The organism is Bradyrhizobium sp. Kon10 (genome assembly GCF_055807395.1).
The window spans coordinates 116,244-134,506 of record NZ_JBVVOZ010000004.1; the positions used below are offsets into that span (position 1 = coordinate 116,244).

The following is an 18,263-nucleotide window of genomic DNA, read 5'->3' on the forward strand; positions in this document are numbered from 1 at the left end:
CTTTGTGCAACGCTGCTGGGCGTTTGTTGCCGACGAATTGACGTTGCAAGTTCTATCCTGTCGCAATAGCCAAGGGAGGAAGCCGGCTGCGCTGGCGACGTGAAGACGTGAGGATTCCGCGATGTCCATGCTGCCCAATTCGCAAGAAGCCCGGGATGTGGCCTACCAGCTCCATCCGTACACCAACGCGCGCACCCATCAGCAGGCCGGTCCCCTGGTGATCGAGCGCGGCGAGGGGCCTTACGTCTTTGATGCGTCGGGCAAGCGCTATTTCGAGGCAATGGCGGGCCTGTGGAGCGTCGGGCTCGGCTTCAACGAGAAGCGGCTGGTCGAGGCCGCACACCGGCAGATGCAGGCCCTGCCATTCTATCATACGTTCTCCGCCAAATCGCACGGGCCCTCGATTGATCTCGCCGAGAAGCTGGTCGCGCTCGCGCCGGTGCCGATGAGCAAGGTGTTCTTCACCAACTCCGGGTCGGAGGCCAACGACACCGTTCTGAAGCTGATCGCATACCGCTCCAACGCGCTGGGCCAGCCGCAGCGCAAGAAGGTGATCAGCCGGATGCGCGCCTATCACGGCGTCACCATCGCATCCGCAAGCCTTACCGGCTTGCCCAACAACCACCGTTCGTTCGACCTGCCGCTGCCGAACATCCTGCATACGGGCTCACCGCATTTCTACAAGGACGGCGCGCCCGGCGAGAGCGAGGAAGCATTCGCGACGCGCCGCGCCGACGAGCTCGACGCGCTGATCCAGAAGGAAGGACCGGACACGATCGCGGCCTTCTTCGGCGAGCCGGTGATGGGGGCGGGCGGCGTCATCGTGCCGCCGGCGACCTATTGGGACAAGATCCAGAATGTCTTGAACAAGTACGACATCCTGCTGATCGCCGACGAAGTGATCTGCGGCTTCGGCCGCACCGGCAAGATGTTCGGCTGCGAGACCTATGGCATCAAGCCGGATGCGATCGTCGTCTCCAAGCAGATCACCTCGAGCTATTTCCCGCTGTCGGCGATCATCCTGAACGACCGCATGTTCGAGCCGATTGCGGACGAGAGCAACAAGATCGGCGTGCTCGGCCATGGCTTTACTGCGGGCGGCCATCCCGTCGGCTCCGCGATCGCGCTGGAAAATCTCAAGATCATCGAGGAGCGCGGCCTCGTTGCGCATGCCGCCGAGCTCGGTGGTTATATGCAGGGAAAGCTGCGGGAGCTCTCCAGCCATCCGCTGGTCGGCGAAGTCCGCGGCGTCGGCATGATCGCAGCGCTTGAGCTCGTGCTCGACAAGGGGCGCAAGACGGCAGCGGCAACGCCGGGTGCGGTCGGCGGCATGGCCAGCCGGATGCTCCAGGAGCGCGGCGTGATCTCGCGCAACATGCTCGACGCTATCGCCATCTGCCCGCCGCTGATCGTCACCAAGACGCAGATCGACGAGCTGGTCGCGGCGATCTCGGGTGTGCTGGATGACATGAAGCCGGAAGTCGCGAAGCTGACGCCGGCGTAAGACTCTCCTCGTCATTGCGAGGAGCCCTTGCGACGAAGCAATCGAGACTGTCTCTGCGGAAAGACTCTGGATTGCTTCGCTGCGCTCGCAATGACGATGTGGTTGGCATTGCGCCAGCCACAAAAAGCGCTCGCGGCCTATTCCGGCCGCTTCACCCCGACCACGCGACCTTTCTCGATCGCCAGCGCCAGCTCGCCGCGCTTGAGTTTCAGCGCAGCCTCGCCGAACAGCTCACGGCGCCAGCCGCGCAAGGCGGGCACGTCGGCTTCGTCGTCGGCCGCGATCTCCTCGAGATCGTCGACGGTTGCGATCACCTTGCTCGCGACCGCATGGCGCTCCGCGGTCATGCGCAACAGGACCTTCAGAAGCTCGACGGTGGCCGCGCCGTTGGAATTGTTGCGCGGCTTCTCCAGCTTCGGCAGCGTGGCGTGATCCCGCGCCAGGCCGCGCTCGACCGCGGCGACGATATCCGCGCCCCATTTGGATTTCTCAAAACCCTTCGGTACCGAGCGCAGATGCGCGAGTTTTTCGATGGTGTTCGGGGCGTGGGTCGCGATATCGCTGACGGCCTCGTCGCGCAGCACGCGGCCGCGCGGCACGTCACGGCTCTGCGCCTCCTGCTCGCGCCAGGCCGCGACCTCCATCAGGACGGCGAGGTCCTTGGGCTTGCGCACGCGTGTCTTCAAGCGCTCCCACGCGCGCTCGGGATGGAAGTCGTAGGTCTTGGGCGAGGTCAAAACCTCCATCTCGATGGAGACCCATTCGCTGCGATGGCGCTTCTTCAGGTCGGCATCGAGCGCGGCGAAGACGTCGCGCAGATGCGTCACGTCGGACACCGCGTAGTGCATCTGCTCCTTGGTCAGCGGCCGGCGCGACCAGTCGGTGAAGCGGTGGGTTTTATCGGGGCGGTGGCCGGTGACCTTTTCGACCAGCTGGTCATAGGCGATGCTGTCGCCATAGCCGAGCACCATGGCCGCGACCTGGGTGTCGAACACCGGATGCGGGATGATGTTGGCCTGGTGCCAGATGATCTCGATGTCCTGCCGGGCGGCGTGGAATACCTTCAGCACGCGCTCATTCGCCATCAGCTCGAAGAACGGCTTGAGGTCGATCCCCTCGGCCAGGGTATCGATGACCATCGCTTCCTCGGCGCTTGCCATCTGCACCACGCACAGCAGCGGGTAATAGGTGGTTTCGCGCAGGAACTCGGTATCGACGGTAATGACGGGGTGCTTGGCCAACCGGCTGCAGGCAGCCGCGAGGTCAGCGGTGGTGGTAATCAAATCCATGAACGGCCCATGACATTTATATCAGCCGTTCTGCCGAAAGCGCTGTGATGTCAAGGGGCTCGTAGCGAATTCGAGCCTTGCATTTGGACCGGAATCGGGTCCGTCAGCGAAATCCTACTCGTAGCGGACCCGCCGCGACGGTTTTCGCGCGCAAGGCAGCGCCACCACGACCACGCACATGGCGACCAGCGCCAATCCCAGGAACTCGAAAACCAACAGATCCACGGCAAAATCCCCCGAAAGTCCGATAGACTTGTCGGGGTCGCGTTGAGGGTCTGTTAATTCTCATGGTTACCTAGCGGCGGCGCGAGCCGAATGGTGGACGGGGAGTTAACAGGCCGCCGGGTCGTTCTGCAAATCCCGAAACAGCCTCACGTCCCGCAGAACGTCTGCAACACCCGCTGATCCGGCAGCGGCGGATCGGCGTAGGCGGCGTAGACGGGTTGCTCCTCGTACGGTTTGGCCGACACCTTCACCAATTCCTCGAACGGCGCATAATCGTCGTTGTTCACAGCCGCCTGTATGACCGCTTCGACGCGGTGGTTGCGCGGGATGAACATCGGATTGACGGCGTGCATCGCGGCCTGCCGCTCGGCCGCGGTCTGCGGCTCCAGAGCCGTGCGCTCGCGCCAGCGTTTGGCCCACTCGTCGAAGGACGCCGGGTCCATGAACTGGGCGCGCGCAACGTCCGTCGCAGGATCAGCTGCGGCGTCGCCAAGCTTGCGGAAGGCGAGGGTGAAGTCGGTCTGGTTTTTCGCCATGGCATCGAGCAGGTCCTGGATCAGCGCCTCGTCGCCGTCGCGCTCGGTGAAGAGGCCGACTTTCCTGCGCAAGCCTGCCTGATAAGCCTTGCTGAAGGTGTCGGGGAATGCGCCCAGAATCTCCTGCGCCTGCTCGATCGCCTTGTCCTGCTCTTCTCCGAACAGCGGCAGCAGGCACTCGGCCAATCGCGTCAGATTCCACAGCGCGATGCGGGGCTGGTTGGCATAGGCGTAGCGGCCGGTTTCGTCGATCGAGGAGAACACCTGCGCGGGATTGTAGGCGTCCATGAAGGCGCAGGGGCCGTAATCGATGGTCTCGCCGGAGATCGAGCTGTTGTCGGTGTTCATCACGCCATGGATGAAGCCGACCAGCAGCCAGCGCGCGACGAGCTCGGCCTGGCGCGTGACCACGCCGGCGAGCAGCGCGTGATAGGGGCGGTCGGCATCGAGTAGCTCCGGATAGTGACGGGCGATGACGTGATCGGCGAGCCGGCGGATCGCGTCGGTGTCACGGCGCGCGGCGAAAAACTGGAACGTGCCGACGCGGATGTGGCTCGAGGCCACACGCGTCAGCACTGCGCCGGGGAGCGCGGTCTCGCGGATGACGTGCTCGCCGGTAATGACGGCTGCGAGCGAGCGCGTGGTTGGAATGCCCAGCGCGTACATCGCTTCGCTGACGATGTATTCCCGCAGGACGGGTCCCAGCGCGGCACGGCCGTCGCCGCGTCGGGAGAACGGGGTGGGCCCGCTTCCCTTGAGCTGGATGTCGCGGCGGATGCCGTCCCGGTCAATGACCTCGCCGAGCAGGATCGCTCGGCCATCGCCTAGCTGGGGAACAAACTGCCCGAACTGGTGGCCGGCATAGGCCATGGCGATGGGGTCGGCGCCCTCCGGGATGCGTTTCCCGGCCAGGATTTCCGCACCTTCCGGGGTCTCCAGAAGGTCCGGATCCAATCCAAGCTGGACCGCTAACGGGCGGTTCAGCTTGATCAGTCGGGGCGCCGCCACCGGGGTCGGCGCGACCCGGGCGAAAAAGTTCGCCGGAAGCGCCGCGTAGGAGTTCTGGAACGGGAAATGGATTGTCATGGGCTCAAGATAGGCTTGGAACGCTCATCGGCAAAGGGTCGGTCGGGAAGAACCGAAAATGGGGACTTCGGGCCCAAAAACAGGCCGTCCCCTTGGTTGCCGCCCCCGGCCTCGTCGGGTAAACCCTGCCGCAAGTTCGGACCGGTCGTTTCAGGCCGTCCGATTCGACCCCTCCGACATTGATTTTGGGACGACCATGCATCGCTACCGGTCACATACATGCGGCGCGCTCCGCGAGAGCAACATCGGCGAGACGGTTCGCCTCTCGGGCTGGGTCCATCGCGTTCGCGACCATGGCGGCGTGCTGTTCATCGACCTGCGCGACCATTACGGCCTGACCCAGTGTGTGGTCGATCCGGACTCGCCGGCATTTGCGCAGGCCGAGAAGCTGCGCTCGGAATACGTGGTGCGGATGGACGGCAAGGCACGGCGCCGCCCCGAGGGCACCGACAATGACGATCTGCCGACCGGCAAGGTGGAAGTGTACGTCAGCGAGATCGAGGTGCTCGGCCCTGCCGGCGACCTGCCGCTGCCGGTATTCGGCGATCAGGAATATCCCGAGGACATCCGCCTGAAGTACCGCTTCCTCGACCTGCGCCGCGAGAAGCTGCACCAGAACATCATGACGCGCGTCGAAATCATCAAGTCGATGCGCCGGCGGATGGAGGGGCAGGGCTTCTTCGAGTTCAACACCCCGATCCTGACCGCGTCCTCGCCGGAAGGCGCGCGCGACTTCCTGGTGCCCTCGCGCATCCATCCGGGAAAATTCTACGCGCTGCCGCAGGCGCCGCAGCAGTACAAGCAGCTCTTGATGATGTCGGGCTTCGACCGCTACTTCCAGATCGCGCCCTGTTTCCGCGACGAGGACCCGCGCGCCGACCGCCTGCCGGGCGAGTTCTATCAGCTCGACGTCGAGATGAGCTTTGTCACGCAAGAGGACGTTTTCGCGGCGATGGAGCCGGTCATCACCGGCGTGTTCGAGGAGTTTGCCAAGGGCAAGCCGGTGACGAAGGGCTGGCGCCGCATTCCGTTCGCCGAAGCGCTGCGCAAATACGGCAGCGACAAGCCGGACCTGCGCAACCCCATCGAGATGCAGGACGTCTCCGAGCATTTCCGCGGCTCCGGCTTCAAGGTGTTCGCGCGCATGCTCGAAGACCCCAAGAACCAGGTCTGGGCGATCCCCGCGCCGGGCGGCGGTAGCCGCGCGTTCTGTGACCGTATGAACTCCTGGGCGCAAGGCGAAGGCCAGCCCGGCCTCGGCTACATCATGTGGCGCGAGGGCGGCGAGGGCGCCGGTCCGCTCGCCAACAACATCGGGGCTGAGCGTACTGCCGCAATCCGCGCGCAGATCGGCGTGAAGGAAGGCGATGCCGCCTTCTTCGTCGCCGGCGATCCCGACAAGTTCTGGAAATTCTCGGGGCTCGCCCGCAACAAGGTCGGCGAGGAATTGAACCTCACCGACAAGGAGCGCTTCGAGCTCGCCTGGATCGTCGACTTCCCGATGTACGAGTACAACGAGGAGGACAAGAAGGTCGACTTCTCGCACAACCCGTTCTCGATGCCGCAGGGCGGCCTCGATGCATTGAAGGGCCAGGACCCGCTGACCATCAAGGCGTTCCAGTACGACATCACCTGCAACGGCTACGAGATCGCCTCCGGCGGCATCCGCAACCACGTGCCGGAAGCGATGGTGAAGGCGTTCGAGATCGCGGGCTATGGCGAGCAGGAAGTGGTCGAGCGCTTCGGCGGCATGTACCGCGCCTTCCAGTACGGCGCGCCGCCGCATGGCGGCATGGCCGCGGGCGTCGACCGCATCGTGATGCTTCTCTGCGGCACCAACAATCTGCGCGAGATCTCGCTGTTCCCGATGAACCAGCAGGCCATGGACTTGCTGATGGGCGCGCCGTCGGAAGCGACGACCAAGCAGCTCCGCGAGCTGCATGTGCGGGTGAACCTGCCGCAGAAGTGATCTTGCTTCGCCTCTCCCCGCGCGCGCGGAGAGGCCGCCTCGCATCGAAGATGCGAGGCGGTTGAGGGGGGCTCTCCGCGGTCAATCCGGCTGATATTGCGCCAGCTCCCTCCACATCGTCATTGCGAGCGAAGCGAAGCAATCCAGAATCTTTGCGCGGAGGGACTCTGGATTGCTTCGCTTCGCTCGCAATGACGGAGCATGACGATGCTCCGTGAGCCCCTCTGGCATTCGCCTGGCGGGTACTCTTACAGCCCGGTCGATGCCTCGTTGCCTGTTGTGCGCCGCGCAACCTGCCATATTCGCAAAGCTGTGTGCGGTCCAGCGATAGCTATGGATTTCAAACGTTTGACCGCGCGGTCTGTTGATGGGGACGCAATCGGATGTTGCCACCGGGGCGCCGGGCGTGCTTCATCCCGTTTCCATGACCCGGAATACCGCGAGCCCCGCGACAGGCCGGTCAGGACAACGTATTTTGAGGCCGGTAACGCGAGGCGAGACACCGCATGTCGTCCTATTCTGATGATCTCCACCAGGCGGCGCTGGCCTATCATCGGCTGCCGCGTCCCGGAAAGCTCGAGATCCAGGCAAGCAAGCCGCTGGCCAACCAGCGCGACCTCGCGCTGGCCTATTCGCCGGGCGTTGCCGCCGCCTGTATGGAGATCGCCAAGAACCCGGCGGAAGCGGCGACCCTGACGATCCGCTCCAATCTGGTCGCCGTGGTCTCGAACGGCACTGCGGTGCTCGGCCTCGGCAATATCGGTCCGCTGGCCTCGAAGCCCGTGATGGAGGGCAAGGCGGTCCTGTTCAAGAAATTCGCAGGCATCGACGTGTTCGACATCGAGATCGCCGCCGATACCATCGAGCGCGTGGTCGAGACGGTGGCGGCACTCGAGCCGACCTTCGGCGGCATCAATCTCGAAGACATCCGCGGACCGGAATGCTTCGAGATCGAGACGCAGCTGAAGGAGCGCATGAAGATCCCGGTCTTTCATGACGACCAGCACGGCACCGCCATCATCGTCGCCGCCGCCATCACCAACGGATTGCGGCTGAACGGCAAGAAGCTGTCGGAGGTCAAGATCGTGGCGTCGGGCGCAGGGGCCGCGGCGCTCGCGACGCTCAATCTCCTGGTCTCGATGGGCGCGCAGCGCAAGAACATCTGGGTCTGCGACATCGACGGCCTCGTGCACGAGGGCCGCAACACCACGATGGACCGTTGGAAGGCGGTCTATGCGCAGAAGACCGACAAGCGCACGCTCGCCGACGTCATCGGCGGCGCCGATATCTTCATCGGGCTTTCGGCACCGGGCGTGCTCAAGCCGGAGATGGCCAAGGCGATGGGCGACAAGCCCCTGATCATGGCGCTCGCGAACCCGACGCCGGAGATCATGCCCGAGGAGGCGCGGAAAGCCCGCCCCGACGCGATGATCTGCACCGGGCGCTCCGACTATCCGAATCAGGTCAACAACGTCCTCTGCTTTCCCTTCATCTTCCGCGGCGCGCTCGACGTTGGCGCCACCGCGATCAACGAGGAGATGAAGCACGCCGCCGTCGAAGCCATCGCGCAGCTCGCGCGCGAGGCACCGTCGGATGCGGTGGCGCAAGGTTTCGACACCGGCGAGACCCAGGGCTTTGGCCCGGGCTCGCTGATCCCCAGCCCGTTCGATCCGCGGCTGATCCTGCGCATCTCCCCCGCCGTCGCCAAGGCCGCGATGGAATCGGGCGTTGCGACCCGCCCCATCACCAATTTCGACGAATACACCGCGCTGTTGGAGCGCTTCGCCTTCCGCTCCGGCCTTGTGATGAAGCCGATGTTCGCGAAGGCCAAGACCCAGCCGGTGCGCGTGATCTATGCCGAAGGCGAGGACGAGCGCGTGTTGCGCGCCACGCAAGTCGTGCTCGAGGAGAATCTGGCGCGTCCCATCCTGGTCGGCCGCCCGTCGGTGGTGGAGGCGCGCATCAAGCGCTTCGGTTTGTTGATCAGGGCCGGCAAGGATTTTGACCTCGTCAATCCCGAGGACGATCCGCGCTATCGCTCCTATGTGCAATCCTATGTCGAGGTCGCCGGCCGCCGCGGTGTCACGCCGGATGCGGCACGCACAGTGGTGCGCACCAACAACACGGTGATCGCGGCACTCGCGGTCGTGCGCGGGGAGGCGGACGCCATGCTCTGCGGCGTCGAGGGCCGTTACATGAGCCATCTACGTCATGTCCGCGAGATCGTCGGCTTCTCGGCTGGCGTCAGCGACTATGCGGCGTTGGCGCTGCTGATCACCAGCAAGGGCGCCTTCTTCATTGCGGATACGCAAGTTCGCCCCAATCCAAGCGCGGAAGAACTTGCCGAGATCGCTTCGCTTGCGGCAATCCACGTCCAGCGCTTCAACATCAAGCCGAAGGTCGCCTTTGTTTCGCATTCGGATTTCGGCAGCTACGACACCGATTCCTCGCGCAAGATGCGGCGGGCGACCCAGCTCCTGAAGGAGAAGCATCCGGAGATCGAGGCTGACGGCGAGATGCAGGGCGACACCGCGCTCTCCGCCGCGGCGCGGAAAATGGTGCTGCCGCACTCCAAGCTGGAGGGCGAGGCCAACATCATGATCATGCCGACGCTGGACACCGCCAACGTGGCCTACCAGATGATCAAGTCGCTGGCGGACGCACTTCCCGTCGGCCCGATCCTGATCGGCCCGGCGCGCCCCGCGCACATCCTCACCCCGTCCGTGACCGCCCGCGGCATCCTCAACATGACCGCAGTCGCCGTGGTGGAAGCCCAGGAGCGTGCGGCGCGGCAGCAGCCGACGTTGTTTACCTGAGAATTGGCTGTGGCCACGCTGGAAGTGCATTCCCTTCTCCCCTTGTGAGAGAAGGTGGCGCGAAGCGCCGGATGAGGGGTTCTCTCCGCGAATCGAGATCGTGAGAGGGTTCTCCGTGCCGATAGAAACCCCTCACCCGTCTCGCCGCGAGGCGGCGAGCCACCCTCTCCGACAAGGGGAGAGGGGAAGTTGTGCTCTATCAACTTTGAATTGCCTGCACTTCGCCATTTCCCTGTTTGTAAACCGGCGCACGACTCATCATAATCGGTCGATAGTTTCGTCAAGACGCCGATTCAAAAAGCCTGAGCCAAGAGGCCGATCATGCCAGCGTTCGTGACTTTCGGGCGGATCCTGTTCGCCGTACTGTTCATCTATACGGGCGCCACCAAGCTGTTCGCGATCCAGGCGACCGCCGATTTCATCGCCACCAAGGTCGTGGTGCCTGAGCAGATCGCGCCTTACGCCAAACAGATCGAGGCGGTGACCGCCATGACCACGCCGCAGCTGCTGGCGATCTCGGTCGGCGTGCTCGAGATCATCGCAGGGCTGATGATCGCGCTGAATTTCGGCGCGCGGTTCTTCGCGATGCTGATGGTGATCTACGTCGCGGTCTCGACCGTCCTGTTCTCCGATTTCTGGAATCAGGCGGCACCTGACAATGCGGCGATGGTGATCGATGCGCTGAAGAATCTCTCGATTATCGGCGCGCTGTTCATGATCATGGGCTACGGCCGCGCCACGCGCCCGGTCGAAGCGGCGTACGGAGACGTGTAGAGCGGGCGTCGTGCGCTATGGCTGGTGAGCCTCGCTCTCGGCCACAGAGCTCGGTCCACCCCATGCGCTGCCATGATGCTATCTTGCGCCTGTTTTGCCCGACGGGTCAAGTCGCATTCGAAAAACCCGAAATCGCTGTGCCGAGAAGGACTTGGCTACTTTGCATGGGGTTGTTTTCGAGTTTTTTGTAGAAACGAGAGCCCCAAGGGCTTTGCTAACCCACCCGACGCCACGGCGTGACGGTCACGTCATGTGCCGCGTCGAGCATGTAGGGCGCACCCGCTTTCATCCCGTGAGAAGTCAGCACCTCGTGCGGTGTTCGCGCCGGCACGTCGACGAAACAGCCTTCGCCGCCGGGCAGGCGGACATGGGGGGCTTCCGACAGCCAGAACGTGTCGTAGCGGTCCATGAACAGATCGAAGACCAGGGGGCCGCCGATGATCGCGACGGTGCCGGCCGACACGTCGGCAAAGGCACAGGCTTCCTCGAAGCTCGCGTCAGCCGGATTCCAAAGTGTCGCGTTCGGCATTTCCGGATCAACGGTAAGCGCGGCGATTTTGCGGGTCAGGATCAGCCGCTTGCGCTTCGGCGAGTTCGGCTGCTGTTCATACGAGTTGCGGCCGTGCACGATCAGCGCGGCACGGTCGAGCGACTGCTCGAAGAAGCGCTTGTCGCCCGCGAACTTCAGGCTCTGGGGCATCACATGATCCGCGTCGGCGAGCATGCCGTCCGCGGAGACGATAACGTAAGCTTCGAAGCGGAAAGACAATTGCCGACTATTCGGTAACAGTGGTCACAACGGAATTGACCGGCCGTGTGCTGACCGTCGGCAGCTTGACGTCCTTGAGCAGCTCCTGGTCGTATTCGGGCAACGTCGAGACGGGCGCTTTGGCGCGCATCGCTACCACCTTGAAGCCACCGGCCTTGAGGCGGTTCAGAAGCTCAGGCAGCGCTTCCGCAGTGTGCTTCTGGAAGTCGTGCATCAGGATGATGCCCTTGCCCAGCTTGTCGAGCTTCTTCATCACGGTGTCGATCACCTTCTCGGGCTTGGAGGCCTTGAAGTCGAACGAGTCGAGGTCGCAGGAGAAGATCGCGATGTTGCGGTTGCCGAGATAGGTGACCATTTCCGGCGGATGCTGGAGCGCCGGGAAGCGGAAGAACGGCGAGGGCGAGATGCCGCCCAGTGCCCATTTCACCGCCGAGAAGCCCTTCTCGATCTCGTCCTTCCTCTGCTGCTCGGTGAGCTTCTTGTTGTTGAGATTGGCATGCGACCAGGTATGCGCGCCGACCGTGTGGCCCGCCGCGTAGACCTGCTTCAGGATCTCTGGCTCGTAAGTCGAGTGCAGACCGATCGGAAAGAAGATGCCGGTGGTGCACTGGTCTGCGAGGGCCTTCAGCACCGCGGGCGTGTTGCGCGGCCAGGGGCCGTCGTCGAAGGTCAGCACCACCTCGTGGTCGCGCAGGAAGTCGAGCTCCTTGAAGTGCTCGAAGCCGAAGCCAGGGCCACCGGTGGTGTCGATCTCGACGGTGCGGGCGACGCCGAGCGCATTCGGATTGTTGCAGGCGGCGCGCGCCGGCTGCGGAGGCTGTTGCGGCGGAGGCGGATTGGCGATTGCGGCCTGCGGCGCAGGGGCTGCCGACGGCGCGGCGGCAGCGGGCGCTGCAGCTGGTACTGCTTGCGTCGCCGCCGCGGGTTTCGCGGCTGGCGTCTGCGACCATGCTGCGCCTGTCATCGCCAAAGACATCGCACTCGCTAAAATCAGTCCTGCCGCCACACGCATCGTGTTGTCCTCGAGATTGATCCCGTTGTTCGGCCGCGGCTTTTTCGCCTCCGGCAGAACCACTCCTGCCCCAGATATCCTAGCCTAGATGGTGGTCCATCGCCATTGCAACGCCTGTTTGGCGCTTCGTGACGATTGTGCCCAAGCCTGTACGCTCAAGCCTGCTTTGCAAGCGCAGCATCAGCTGTCGGCCAGCGCCTTGGCAATCGCCGTCTTGATGCGAGTGTCGGCAGGTTCAACGGCAGACGGAAACACCTCGGCGATATAGCCGTCCCGGCCGATCAGGTATTTGTGGAAGTTCCACTTGGGAACATCCCTTGGCCGCGCCTCGGCGGCCCATTTGTAGAACGGGTGCGCCTTCGGCCCCACCACGATGGCCTTGGCGGCGATTGGGAAGGTAACGCCGTATTGGTGGTGTGCGGTCTCCGAGATCTCGCTGGTGCCGCCGGGCTCCTGGCCGCCGAAATCATTCGACGGCACGCCGATGACACTGAGCCCGCGCTGGTGAAACTCGTTCCAGAGCTCTTGCAGTCCGGCATATTGCGGGGTGTAGCCGCAGAGTGAAGCAGTGTTCACGACCAGCAATGGCTTGCCGGTGGAGGCTGCAAGGCGGATGTCATCGCCGGAGAGAGCAGGGAAGGAGAACGCGTACGCCGACACCCGGCTCATTCCGCCATCGGCCAGCGCGCGCGTGGCCGACGTGGCAGCTGCGAGCAGCGCCGTGGTGAGCACTGTCCTGCGGTTTGGCATGACGACGTTCCCCGACATGATCCGGGATGCACCTTACTCCGCCACTGCGATCGGCCTGCTCAACACCGCGTTATCTGACGCGGCGAAGTGCTCAGTACAGGCGGACGATGAAGTCCGTGCCTTCGCCGGTCTCGCCCTGGTTGATGCCCTGGTCGGAGACGATGACCGAACCGCCGGTGGTCAGCATCTCGCTGATCTTCGCCATGGTGTCGGCAGGGATCGAGAGGCGGTCCAGCGCCTCCGCCGGGCTGTCCGGGATGACGACGGGCTTGGCCGCGACGGGGATCACGGCGGCGCCGCGCCGGCGGCGCGTCACGAGACCATCATCCTCGCGCGCCGCGGAGCGAACGGCGACGGGCAGCGACACCACCGACCAATGCAGCGCATTGGGGTCGGCCTTGTCGACCTCGGCGGTGAAGATATGGGTGCCCAACGGCCGGTCGCTCGCGGCGATCGTGATGGGCACCTCGAACAGCGGCGAAAAATTCTGCCGCACATAGAGCTTGGAATCCTTGCGGCTGATGAACACCGCAATCTGCCCGGCGCGTTTCGGCAGATCCGGCTTTGCGGCGGGCGCGGGATCGGCGATTCGGGTCTGGTCTTTCGTTGCCTCCGGTGAAGCGGCTTGCGCGGGTGTCGTTGCAGTCACGGCCGCGTCGGGCTTTTTCTCGGTAGGCGCCGCTTCAGCCTTGGCCGCCTCAGCCTTGGCTGGTTCAGATTTCGCTGGTTCGGACTTTGCCGTTTCCGTCTTCGGATCTTCAGCCCTCGGCGTATCGGTCGGCTCCGATTTGGCAGTCTCGAGCTTGGAGGCGGGCTTCTCGTCCGTGGTCGCGGTGGTTTCTGCACCTTCAGAAGGTTTTGTTCCGGTGCTCGCGGCTCCGGCGGACTTGATGTCAGCGTTCGCTGCTGCGGCTTCCTCGTGGACCGGGGCATTGCCCGTGGTCACATCCGACATCACGGTATGGCCGATCGAGGAGCGCAGCTCAAGCACGCCGTCAGCGCTGGCGGTTTTCCTCTCGACCGGCTTGGCTTCCGCGACGCTGGGGTCGGGAGCGCCCTTGTCCGCCTTGTCGCCAACGCTCGTCGCAGGTTCGAGGCTTGCTGCCGGTTGCGGCGGCACGCGCAGCGAGACGAGCATCGGATGGGAGAAGCTTTGCGGCGCGATCTGGCCGGGCGTGACGATCACGCGCGCGCCCATCTTGGTCCAGTTCCACATCTTCACGGCGAATGCCATCGGCATGCGGATGCAGCCGTGCGAGGCCGGATAGCCCGGCAGCACGCCGGCATGCATGGCGACGCCGGACCAGGTGATCCGCTGCATGTACGGCATCGGCGCGCCGCTGTAGATGTTGGAATGGTGGAATTTGTGCTTCTGGATGATGCTGAAGACGCCCATCGGGGTGGAGTGGCCCTTCATGCCGCTCGACACCGGAGACTCCGCGAACGCGCCCTTGGAGTCGTAGACGGTCACTTTCTGCCGCTCGATGGAGACGACGATGACCAGCGGCCCCTGCGGCTTCGCGCCGGCTTCCTTTTCGACGACGGCGTCCTTCTTGCCGGCTGCCGTGCCGCGCTTCTGCGGCTTCTGCCGCGGCGCTTCGGGACGCCGCTCCTGCAGGCCGTAGGCCCCATTGGAATAATCCGGCCAATAATAAAATGCTGCGTCTGCCTGGCTGCTCGTGCCGAACGCACCCGCCGCCGTCAAAATGGCGACCTGCCAGAGTCGCGCCGGCTTGGCCGAAAAACCAGACCCGTTCACGCTATTCATCCTCGAATCCATAATCCAAATCAGACGTTAGTCTCACAGAGGGAATACGCGTTCACCAGCACGGCAGTTCTGCCATCAGCTACTTTTGTCCGAACCGTAGCAAAAAAGCCTCACGGACCGGTAAACGGCGGTCGGGATGGGCTGCCGGTCGCCTTCCTGAAGGGCGGTCGGATGCCTACATTGCGGGAACTTGTGACCGGAGAACTGCATGTCATCTCGTTTCCCCGCTCTTTCCAGCATCCGCTTGAAAGGTTTCGCTTTATTCCTTCTGCTGCTGGCCGTGCCAGCGGCGTCGGCATCCGCCGCCGACGAGCCGGATCTGATCTTCCGCCGCTCTACCGTGTTCAAATGGATGAGCCCAAACGACAAGCTCGCGACTTATGGCCTCGACGACCCCGAGGTCGAGGGCGTGGCCTGTCATTTCACCGTGCCGGAAAAGGGCGGCTTCAAGGGCTGGCTGGGCCTCGCTGAGGAGGTCTCGGACATCTCGCTGGCTTGCCGCCAAATCGGGCCCATCAAGTTCAAGGACAAGATGGAGCAGGGCGACGATATGTTCCGTGAACGCCGCTCGCTGTTCTTCAAGAAGATGCAAATCGTGCGCGGCTGCGATGCCAAACGCAACGTGCTAGTTTACATGGTCTATTCAGACAAGCTGATCGAGGGCTCGCCGAAGAACTCGACCTCGACGGTGCCGATCATGCCGTGGGGACCGGCTGATGCGAACGTCCAGAAGTGCGGCGATTTTTTCACTCAGTGACGCGCTTGCGATCACTCACCGGGGACCGCGCGGCTGATTCGCGGTTTCGCCAGATGTGAGCCGGTCAGCCGGACGAACGCCTGCGGCGCAGCCTCGTAGCCGCGGCCGGATTGCAGCGCCATCTCGCCAGGCGAGCCGGCACGGTTGCGAACCGGCTGTTGATTGGCGCGGTCTGTCCATTGGGCCGCGTCGCGCGCCGTTGCGCGATGTCCCACCGTCATGTTGGCCATCCTGCAAATGAACGTGCCCGGTGCTGATCCGGTGCTTCTCGGTTTCGATGACTTGGGTGTCGACGGACACGCCCCCGGTTCGACAGCCCAGCCCTCGTTTGGGTCTCTCTTCAGCAGAGAAACGTAAAATGCATGTGAAGTGCTTGAGGCGCCCACATGACAATGGCATGCGCGCGGTACGCTTTTGGGGCGAAGGGAGCTTGCCAAGCTACTTTGATCTGCAGTGCGACCGACCTGAAATCATTGCGGTTTTCCGCCGAATGTTTCGTTGCCTTCGATGCGACGAAACAATTCCGGCAAGGATGAAACCATTTTCGGTTTTTGGCGCATCACGGAAGAAACCGCGCATGGTTATCAGCGTCACAACGACCACGGCGCACTGCCGGCAAACGGAACCTGGAGATAAGTCCATGCGCGCACTCAGCCTGATCCTTGCTTTTGGCTTCGTGCTCGTCGGCTCCTCCTTTGCAGGCACTCCCGACGGTAGTCTGCCGGGCGTCGGCACATTCCAGTATAGCGGCTCGCCGGTGACGACCACGGCGCCGCAACCAATTGTTGTCGCCGCGCGCTTCTGATCCCTCAATAAGAAAATCAGCCGGTAAAGGCCATCATGCTTGTTCGTCTCTGCGCCGCAGCGCTCATGTCCTTTCTGACGATCAGTTCCGTCCAGGCGCAGGTGCGCTCCCCCTCCAGACTACCTGATCCGCGTACCGAATTCGTCAGGCAATGCGCGCCGCGCATGCTCGGGCGCTGGGAGCACCCGGAAGAGGTCTGCGGTTGCCTGCATGATCATGCCGCCGCCGTCGTCGAGGATCGCGACCTGCGCGAAGCGCTGTTGCGCGGCATCAGCGAGACTGGCGTGCCGACAATCGAGACGGATTGGATACCGTCATCCAAGCAGAACGAGATTGGGCCTACCTTCACCAAGATCGCCAAGCCGACCTTGCAGTGCATGTTCGACCCGGCCAAGTAACGCTTCAGCTCGTCATTTCGACTTGGGACCGAACCGCGCCACGCAGGAGGTGGTCCGCGAGACGCCTTGGTTAGTCATCTTCGCGCCGCGCACTTCCTTGACCTGTCCGGCCGGGCAGGTTCCGTCGTCCACCTGCACGCGCTGGCCGAGCTTAAGATCGACGATATCCTGTTCGCGTCCGACCGTGCCCGCGCGCGCCGCGGTCGCAAGCGCCAGGGCGATGAGGAGCGGGAGGCTAGTCGCAACGCGCAGCAGCATGGTGTGAGATCCCGGCATCGATGCCGCAATGTAGGAGGCGGCGCGCGATTCTGATAGTGAACCTTCGTCACGCCCGCCGGGTCGATCTGCCTTTGCCGCGCAGGGCAGCGCGCGATTCCCGCGCAAGCCGCGCGGCGCAGGCGACGAGTTGCGGAACCGCATGCCCGGAAAATCCAAGCACGAAGCCCGGCAAGGGCCGCGCTCGCGCGTAGGTATCGGCGAGCAGCCAGCCTTCCGTGCCCGCCGCCTGTTTCGCCTCCGCCGCAATCGCAGGAGCAACTGACGGATCGAATCGCGCGACCAGGTGCAGGCCTTGCGAGGGCACCGGTACCGACAGTGCCCCGTCTGATGCGGCTTCGAGCGTCTCGGCCAGCGCGTCGCGCGCCTCACGATAGAGTTTTCGCACGCGCTTCAGGTTTGCCGCGAATACGCCGGAATTCAGCATATCGGCCACCGCGCCTTCCATCAGCGTTCCGGGAAAGCGGTCGAGTGCCGCGCGAGCCGCGGCGACATCCGCGATGATGCGCTCGGGGAGGGCACAATAGCCGATGCGCAAGCCCGGAAACAGCGTTTTGGCGAACGTACCCATGTAGATCACGCGCTGGAGGTGGTCGATACCGGCCAGCGACATCAGCGGCGCACCGTCATAACGGAACTCGCTGTCGTAATCGTCCTCGAACACGAAGGCGCCGGCCTGCTTCGCCCAGTCCAGTAGTTCGAGCCGCCGCGGCATCGACATTTGCACACCCAGTGGAAACTGGTGCGACGGCGTCACGTAGGCCGCGCGCGCAGAGGGAGCCGTCGCGCGTCCCTTCGCGATGTGCAGCCCGTGCGCGTCGACAGGAACGGGGACTGCGCGGTAGCCGCACTGCGCGATGGTCCTGCGCGCGATTGGATAGCCGGGGTCCTCGCACCAGACCTGGTCGTTCGCCTCCAGAATGGTGCCGAGCACGATGCGGAGCGTATGCAGCGTGCCGGAGGTCAGCATGATCTGGTCGGGGTCACAGCGCAGCCCCCGCGCCGACAACAAATGATCGGCGATCGCCGCACGCAGCTCGCGGCTGCCGCGCGGATCGCCGTAGTGGAGATGCTCGGTGCCAAAGGCGCGCATGCGCCGGCCGACGAAGGCCCGAAAGCGCTGCACCGCGCGCTCGTCAATATGCGTGCAGCCGAGCGAGAGCGCGCCCTGTCGCGGTGCTTCGATCATCACCTTCGATCTTTTCGGGGTGGCTGCGCGGGCCGGAATGCGTGCGGCGACGAAGGTGCCGGAGCCGACCGTCGCCTCGGCAAAGCCGTCGGCGATCAGGCGCTCATAGGCCGTGACCACGGCGTTTCGCCGGAAGCCCGTTTGTGTTGCCAGCGTTCGCGACGGCGGCAGCGGCTCGCCGGGCTTGACGAGACCGCCAACGATCATCTCGCACAGGGCCTGGTAGAGCCGGTGCGCCGCGGAGGCCGCGGCGGTGATGTGAGGCCCGGTGAGGTCCAGGGGCAGCTCGGCCTTCGCCGGCGAGAGGCCAAAATTGGTCGGAATTTTTTGCATGGAATTG

At 64.0% G+C, this 18,263-nt stretch carries 16 protein-coding genes; 7 read left to right on the top strand and 9 right to left on the bottom strand.

The window, feature by feature from the left end:
- The first annotated feature begins 121 nt into the window (after positions 1 to 121).
- Positions 122 to 1,504, top strand: a complete 1,383-nt coding sequence (locus AC0L2O_RS08085; RefSeq protein ID WP_473369357.1) for an aspartate aminotransferase family protein — start codon at positions 122 to 124, stop codon at positions 1,502 to 1,504.
- Between the two features lie 137 nt (positions 1,505 to 1,641).
- On the opposite strand, the gene rnd is transcribed toward AC0L2O_RS08085, so the two are convergent.
- Together rnd and AC0L2O_RS08095 are read right to left on the bottom strand one after the other, a co-directional pair.
- A complete protein-coding gene (gene rnd / locus AC0L2O_RS08090) occupies positions 1,642 to 2,793 on the bottom strand; it encodes a ribonuclease D (RefSeq protein WP_369724220.1) in 1,152 nt (383 codons plus the stop codon).
- Positions 2,794 to 3,164: 371 nt separating this feature from the next.
- Positions 3,165 to 4,640, bottom strand: a complete 1,476-nt coding sequence (locus AC0L2O_RS08095) for a protein adenylyltransferase SelO (protein ID WP_473369358.1) — start codon at positions 4,638 to 4,640, stop codon at positions 3,165 to 3,167.
- 196 nt (positions 4,641 to 4,836) lie between these two features.
- On the opposite strand from AC0L2O_RS08095, the gene aspS reads away from it, so the two are divergent.
- The 3 genes from aspS to AC0L2O_RS08110 all read left to right on the top strand — a co-directional run bounded on the left by aspS (position 4,837) and on the right by AC0L2O_RS08110 (position 10,199).
- Complete coding sequence (gene aspS / locus AC0L2O_RS08100; RefSeq protein ID WP_473369359.1) at positions 4,837 to 6,609, top strand: aspartate--tRNA ligase; 1,773 nt, start codon at positions 4,837 to 4,839, stop codon at positions 6,607 to 6,609.
- Between the two features lie 506 nt (positions 6,610 to 7,115).
- Positions 7,116 to 9,425, top strand: coding sequence for an NADP-dependent malic enzyme (locus AC0L2O_RS08105; protein ID WP_369724215.1), 2,310 nt, complete (start codon positions 7,116 to 7,118; stop codon positions 9,423 to 9,425).
- Between the two features lie 321 nt (positions 9,426 to 9,746).
- Positions 9,747 to 10,199: a DoxX family protein gene (locus AC0L2O_RS08110; RefSeq protein WP_473369360.1), complete on the top strand. Its 453-nt coding sequence runs from the start codon at positions 9,747 to 9,749 to the stop codon at positions 10,197 to 10,199.
- Between the two features lie 214 nt (positions 10,200 to 10,413).
- On the opposite strand, the gene AC0L2O_RS08115 is transcribed toward AC0L2O_RS08110, so the two are convergent.
- The 4 genes from AC0L2O_RS08115 to AC0L2O_RS08130 all read right to left on the bottom strand — a co-directional run bounded on the left by AC0L2O_RS08115 (position 10,414) and on the right by AC0L2O_RS08130 (position 14,498).
- Positions 10,414 to 10,968: a dihydrofolate reductase family protein gene (locus tag AC0L2O_RS08115; protein WP_409189041.1), complete on the bottom strand. Its 555-nt coding sequence runs from the start codon at positions 10,966 to 10,968 to the stop codon at positions 10,414 to 10,416.
- 7 nt (positions 10,969 to 10,975) lie between these two features.
- Complete coding sequence (locus AC0L2O_RS08120) at positions 10,976 to 11,980, bottom strand: polysaccharide deacetylase family protein (protein ID WP_473369516.1); 1,005 nt, start codon at positions 11,978 to 11,980, stop codon at positions 10,976 to 10,978.
- A 180-nt stretch (positions 11,981 to 12,160) separates the two neighbouring features.
- Positions 12,161 to 12,730 carry a glutathione peroxidase gene (locus tag AC0L2O_RS08125; protein WP_369724209.1) on the bottom strand — a complete coding sequence of 190 codons (570 nt, stop codon included), beginning with the start codon at positions 12,728 to 12,730 and terminating at the stop codon, positions 12,161 to 12,163.
- Positions 12,731 to 12,821: 91 nt separating this feature from the next.
- Complete coding sequence (locus AC0L2O_RS08130) at positions 12,822 to 14,498, bottom strand: L,D-transpeptidase (RefSeq protein WP_473369361.1); 1,677 nt, start codon at positions 14,496 to 14,498, stop codon at positions 12,822 to 12,824.
- A 208-nt stretch (positions 14,499 to 14,706) separates the two neighbouring features.
- On the opposite strand from AC0L2O_RS08130, the gene AC0L2O_RS08135 reads away from it, so the two are divergent.
- Positions 14,707 to 15,255 (top strand): CreA family protein, encoded by a 549-nt coding sequence (locus tag AC0L2O_RS08135; protein WP_369724206.1) that lies wholly within the window; start codon positions 14,707 to 14,709, stop codon positions 15,253 to 15,255.
- A gap of 11 nt (positions 15,256 to 15,266) precedes the next feature.
- On the opposite strand, the gene AC0L2O_RS08140 is transcribed toward AC0L2O_RS08135, so the two are convergent.
- Positions 15,267 to 15,476 carry a hypothetical protein gene (locus AC0L2O_RS08140; protein WP_473369362.1) on the bottom strand — a complete coding sequence of 70 codons (210 nt, stop codon included), beginning with the start codon at positions 15,474 to 15,476 and terminating at the stop codon, positions 15,267 to 15,269.
- Between the two features lie 176 nt (positions 15,477 to 15,652).
- On the opposite strand from AC0L2O_RS08140, the gene AC0L2O_RS08145 reads away from it, so the two are divergent.
- Together AC0L2O_RS08145 and AC0L2O_RS08150 are read left to right on the top strand one after the other, a co-directional pair.
- On the top strand, positions 15,653 to 16,060 hold the full coding sequence (locus tag AC0L2O_RS08145; RefSeq protein ID WP_473369524.1) for a hypothetical protein: 408 nt from the start codon (positions 15,653 to 15,655) through the stop codon (positions 16,058 to 16,060).
- Positions 16,061 to 16,095: 35 nt separating this feature from the next.
- A complete protein-coding gene (locus AC0L2O_RS08150; protein WP_369724201.1) occupies positions 16,096 to 16,458 on the top strand; it encodes a hypothetical protein in 363 nt (120 codons plus the stop codon).
- 12 nt (positions 16,459 to 16,470) lie between these two features.
- On the opposite strand, the gene AC0L2O_RS08155 is transcribed toward AC0L2O_RS08150, so the two are convergent.
- Positions 16,471 to 16,716 (bottom strand): DUF6719 family protein, encoded by a 246-nt coding sequence (locus AC0L2O_RS08155; RefSeq protein WP_369724200.1) that lies wholly within the window; start codon positions 16,714 to 16,716, stop codon positions 16,471 to 16,473.
- A 67-nt stretch (positions 16,717 to 16,783) separates the two neighbouring features.
- Positions 16,784 to 18,256: a MocR-like pyridoxine biosynthesis transcription factor PdxR gene (gene pdxR / locus AC0L2O_RS08160; protein WP_473369363.1), complete on the bottom strand. Its 1,473-nt coding sequence runs from the start codon at positions 18,254 to 18,256 to the stop codon at positions 16,784 to 16,786.
- Positions 18,257 to 18,263 lie beyond the last annotated feature (7 nt).

Bases quoted from the DNA above. Each gene is read 5' to 3' on its own strand.
- AC0L2O_RS08130 (WP_473369361.1), bottom strand. From the start codon at position 14,498: ATGAATAGCGTGAACGGGTCTGGTTTTTCGGCCAAGCCGGCGCGACTC.
- aspS (WP_473369359.1), top strand. From the start codon at position 4,837: ATGCATCGCTACCGGTCACATACATGCGGCGCGCTCCGCGAGAGCAAC.
- AC0L2O_RS08105 (WP_369724215.1), top strand. From the start codon at position 7,116: ATGTCGTCCTATTCTGATGATCTCCACCAGGCGGCGCTGGCCTATCAT.
- AC0L2O_RS08135 (WP_369724206.1), top strand. From the start codon at position 14,707: ATGTCATCTCGTTTCCCCGCTCTTTCCAGCATCCGCTTGAAAGGTTTC.
- AC0L2O_RS08120 (WP_473369516.1), bottom strand. From the start codon at position 11,980: ATGCGTGTGGCGGCAGGACTGATTTTAGCGAGTGCGATGTCTTTGGCG.
- rnd (WP_369724220.1), bottom strand. From the start codon at position 2,793: ATGGATTTGATTACCACCACCGCTGACCTCGCGGCTGCCTGCAGCCGG.
- AC0L2O_RS08140 (WP_473369362.1), bottom strand. From the start codon at position 15,476: ATGACGGTGGGACATCGCGCAACGGCGCGCGACGCGGCCCAATGGACA.
- AC0L2O_RS08155 (WP_369724200.1), bottom strand. From the start codon at position 16,716: ATGCTGCTGCGCGTTGCGACTAGCCTCCCGCTCCTCATCGCCCTGGCG.
- AC0L2O_RS08150 (WP_369724201.1), top strand. From the start codon at position 16,096: ATGCTTGTTCGTCTCTGCGCCGCAGCGCTCATGTCCTTTCTGACGATC.
- AC0L2O_RS08085 (WP_473369357.1), top strand. From the start codon at position 122: ATGTCCATGCTGCCCAATTCGCAAGAAGCCCGGGATGTGGCCTACCAG.
- AC0L2O_RS08110 (WP_473369360.1), top strand. From the start codon at position 9,747: ATGCCAGCGTTCGTGACTTTCGGGCGGATCCTGTTCGCCGTACTGTTC.
- pdxR (WP_473369363.1), bottom strand. From the start codon at position 18,256: ATGCAAAAAATTCCGACCAATTTTGGCCTCTCGCCGGCGAAGGCCGAG.
- AC0L2O_RS08145 (WP_473369524.1), top strand. From the start codon at position 15,653: ATGCGCGCGGTACGCTTTTGGGGCGAAGGGAGCTTGCCAAGCTACTTT.
- AC0L2O_RS08125 (WP_369724209.1), bottom strand. From the start codon at position 12,730: ATGCCAAACCGCAGGACAGTGCTCACCACGGCGCTGCTCGCAGCTGCC.
- AC0L2O_RS08095 (WP_473369358.1), bottom strand. From the start codon at position 4,640: ATGACAATCCATTTCCCGTTCCAGAACTCCTACGCGGCGCTTCCGGCG.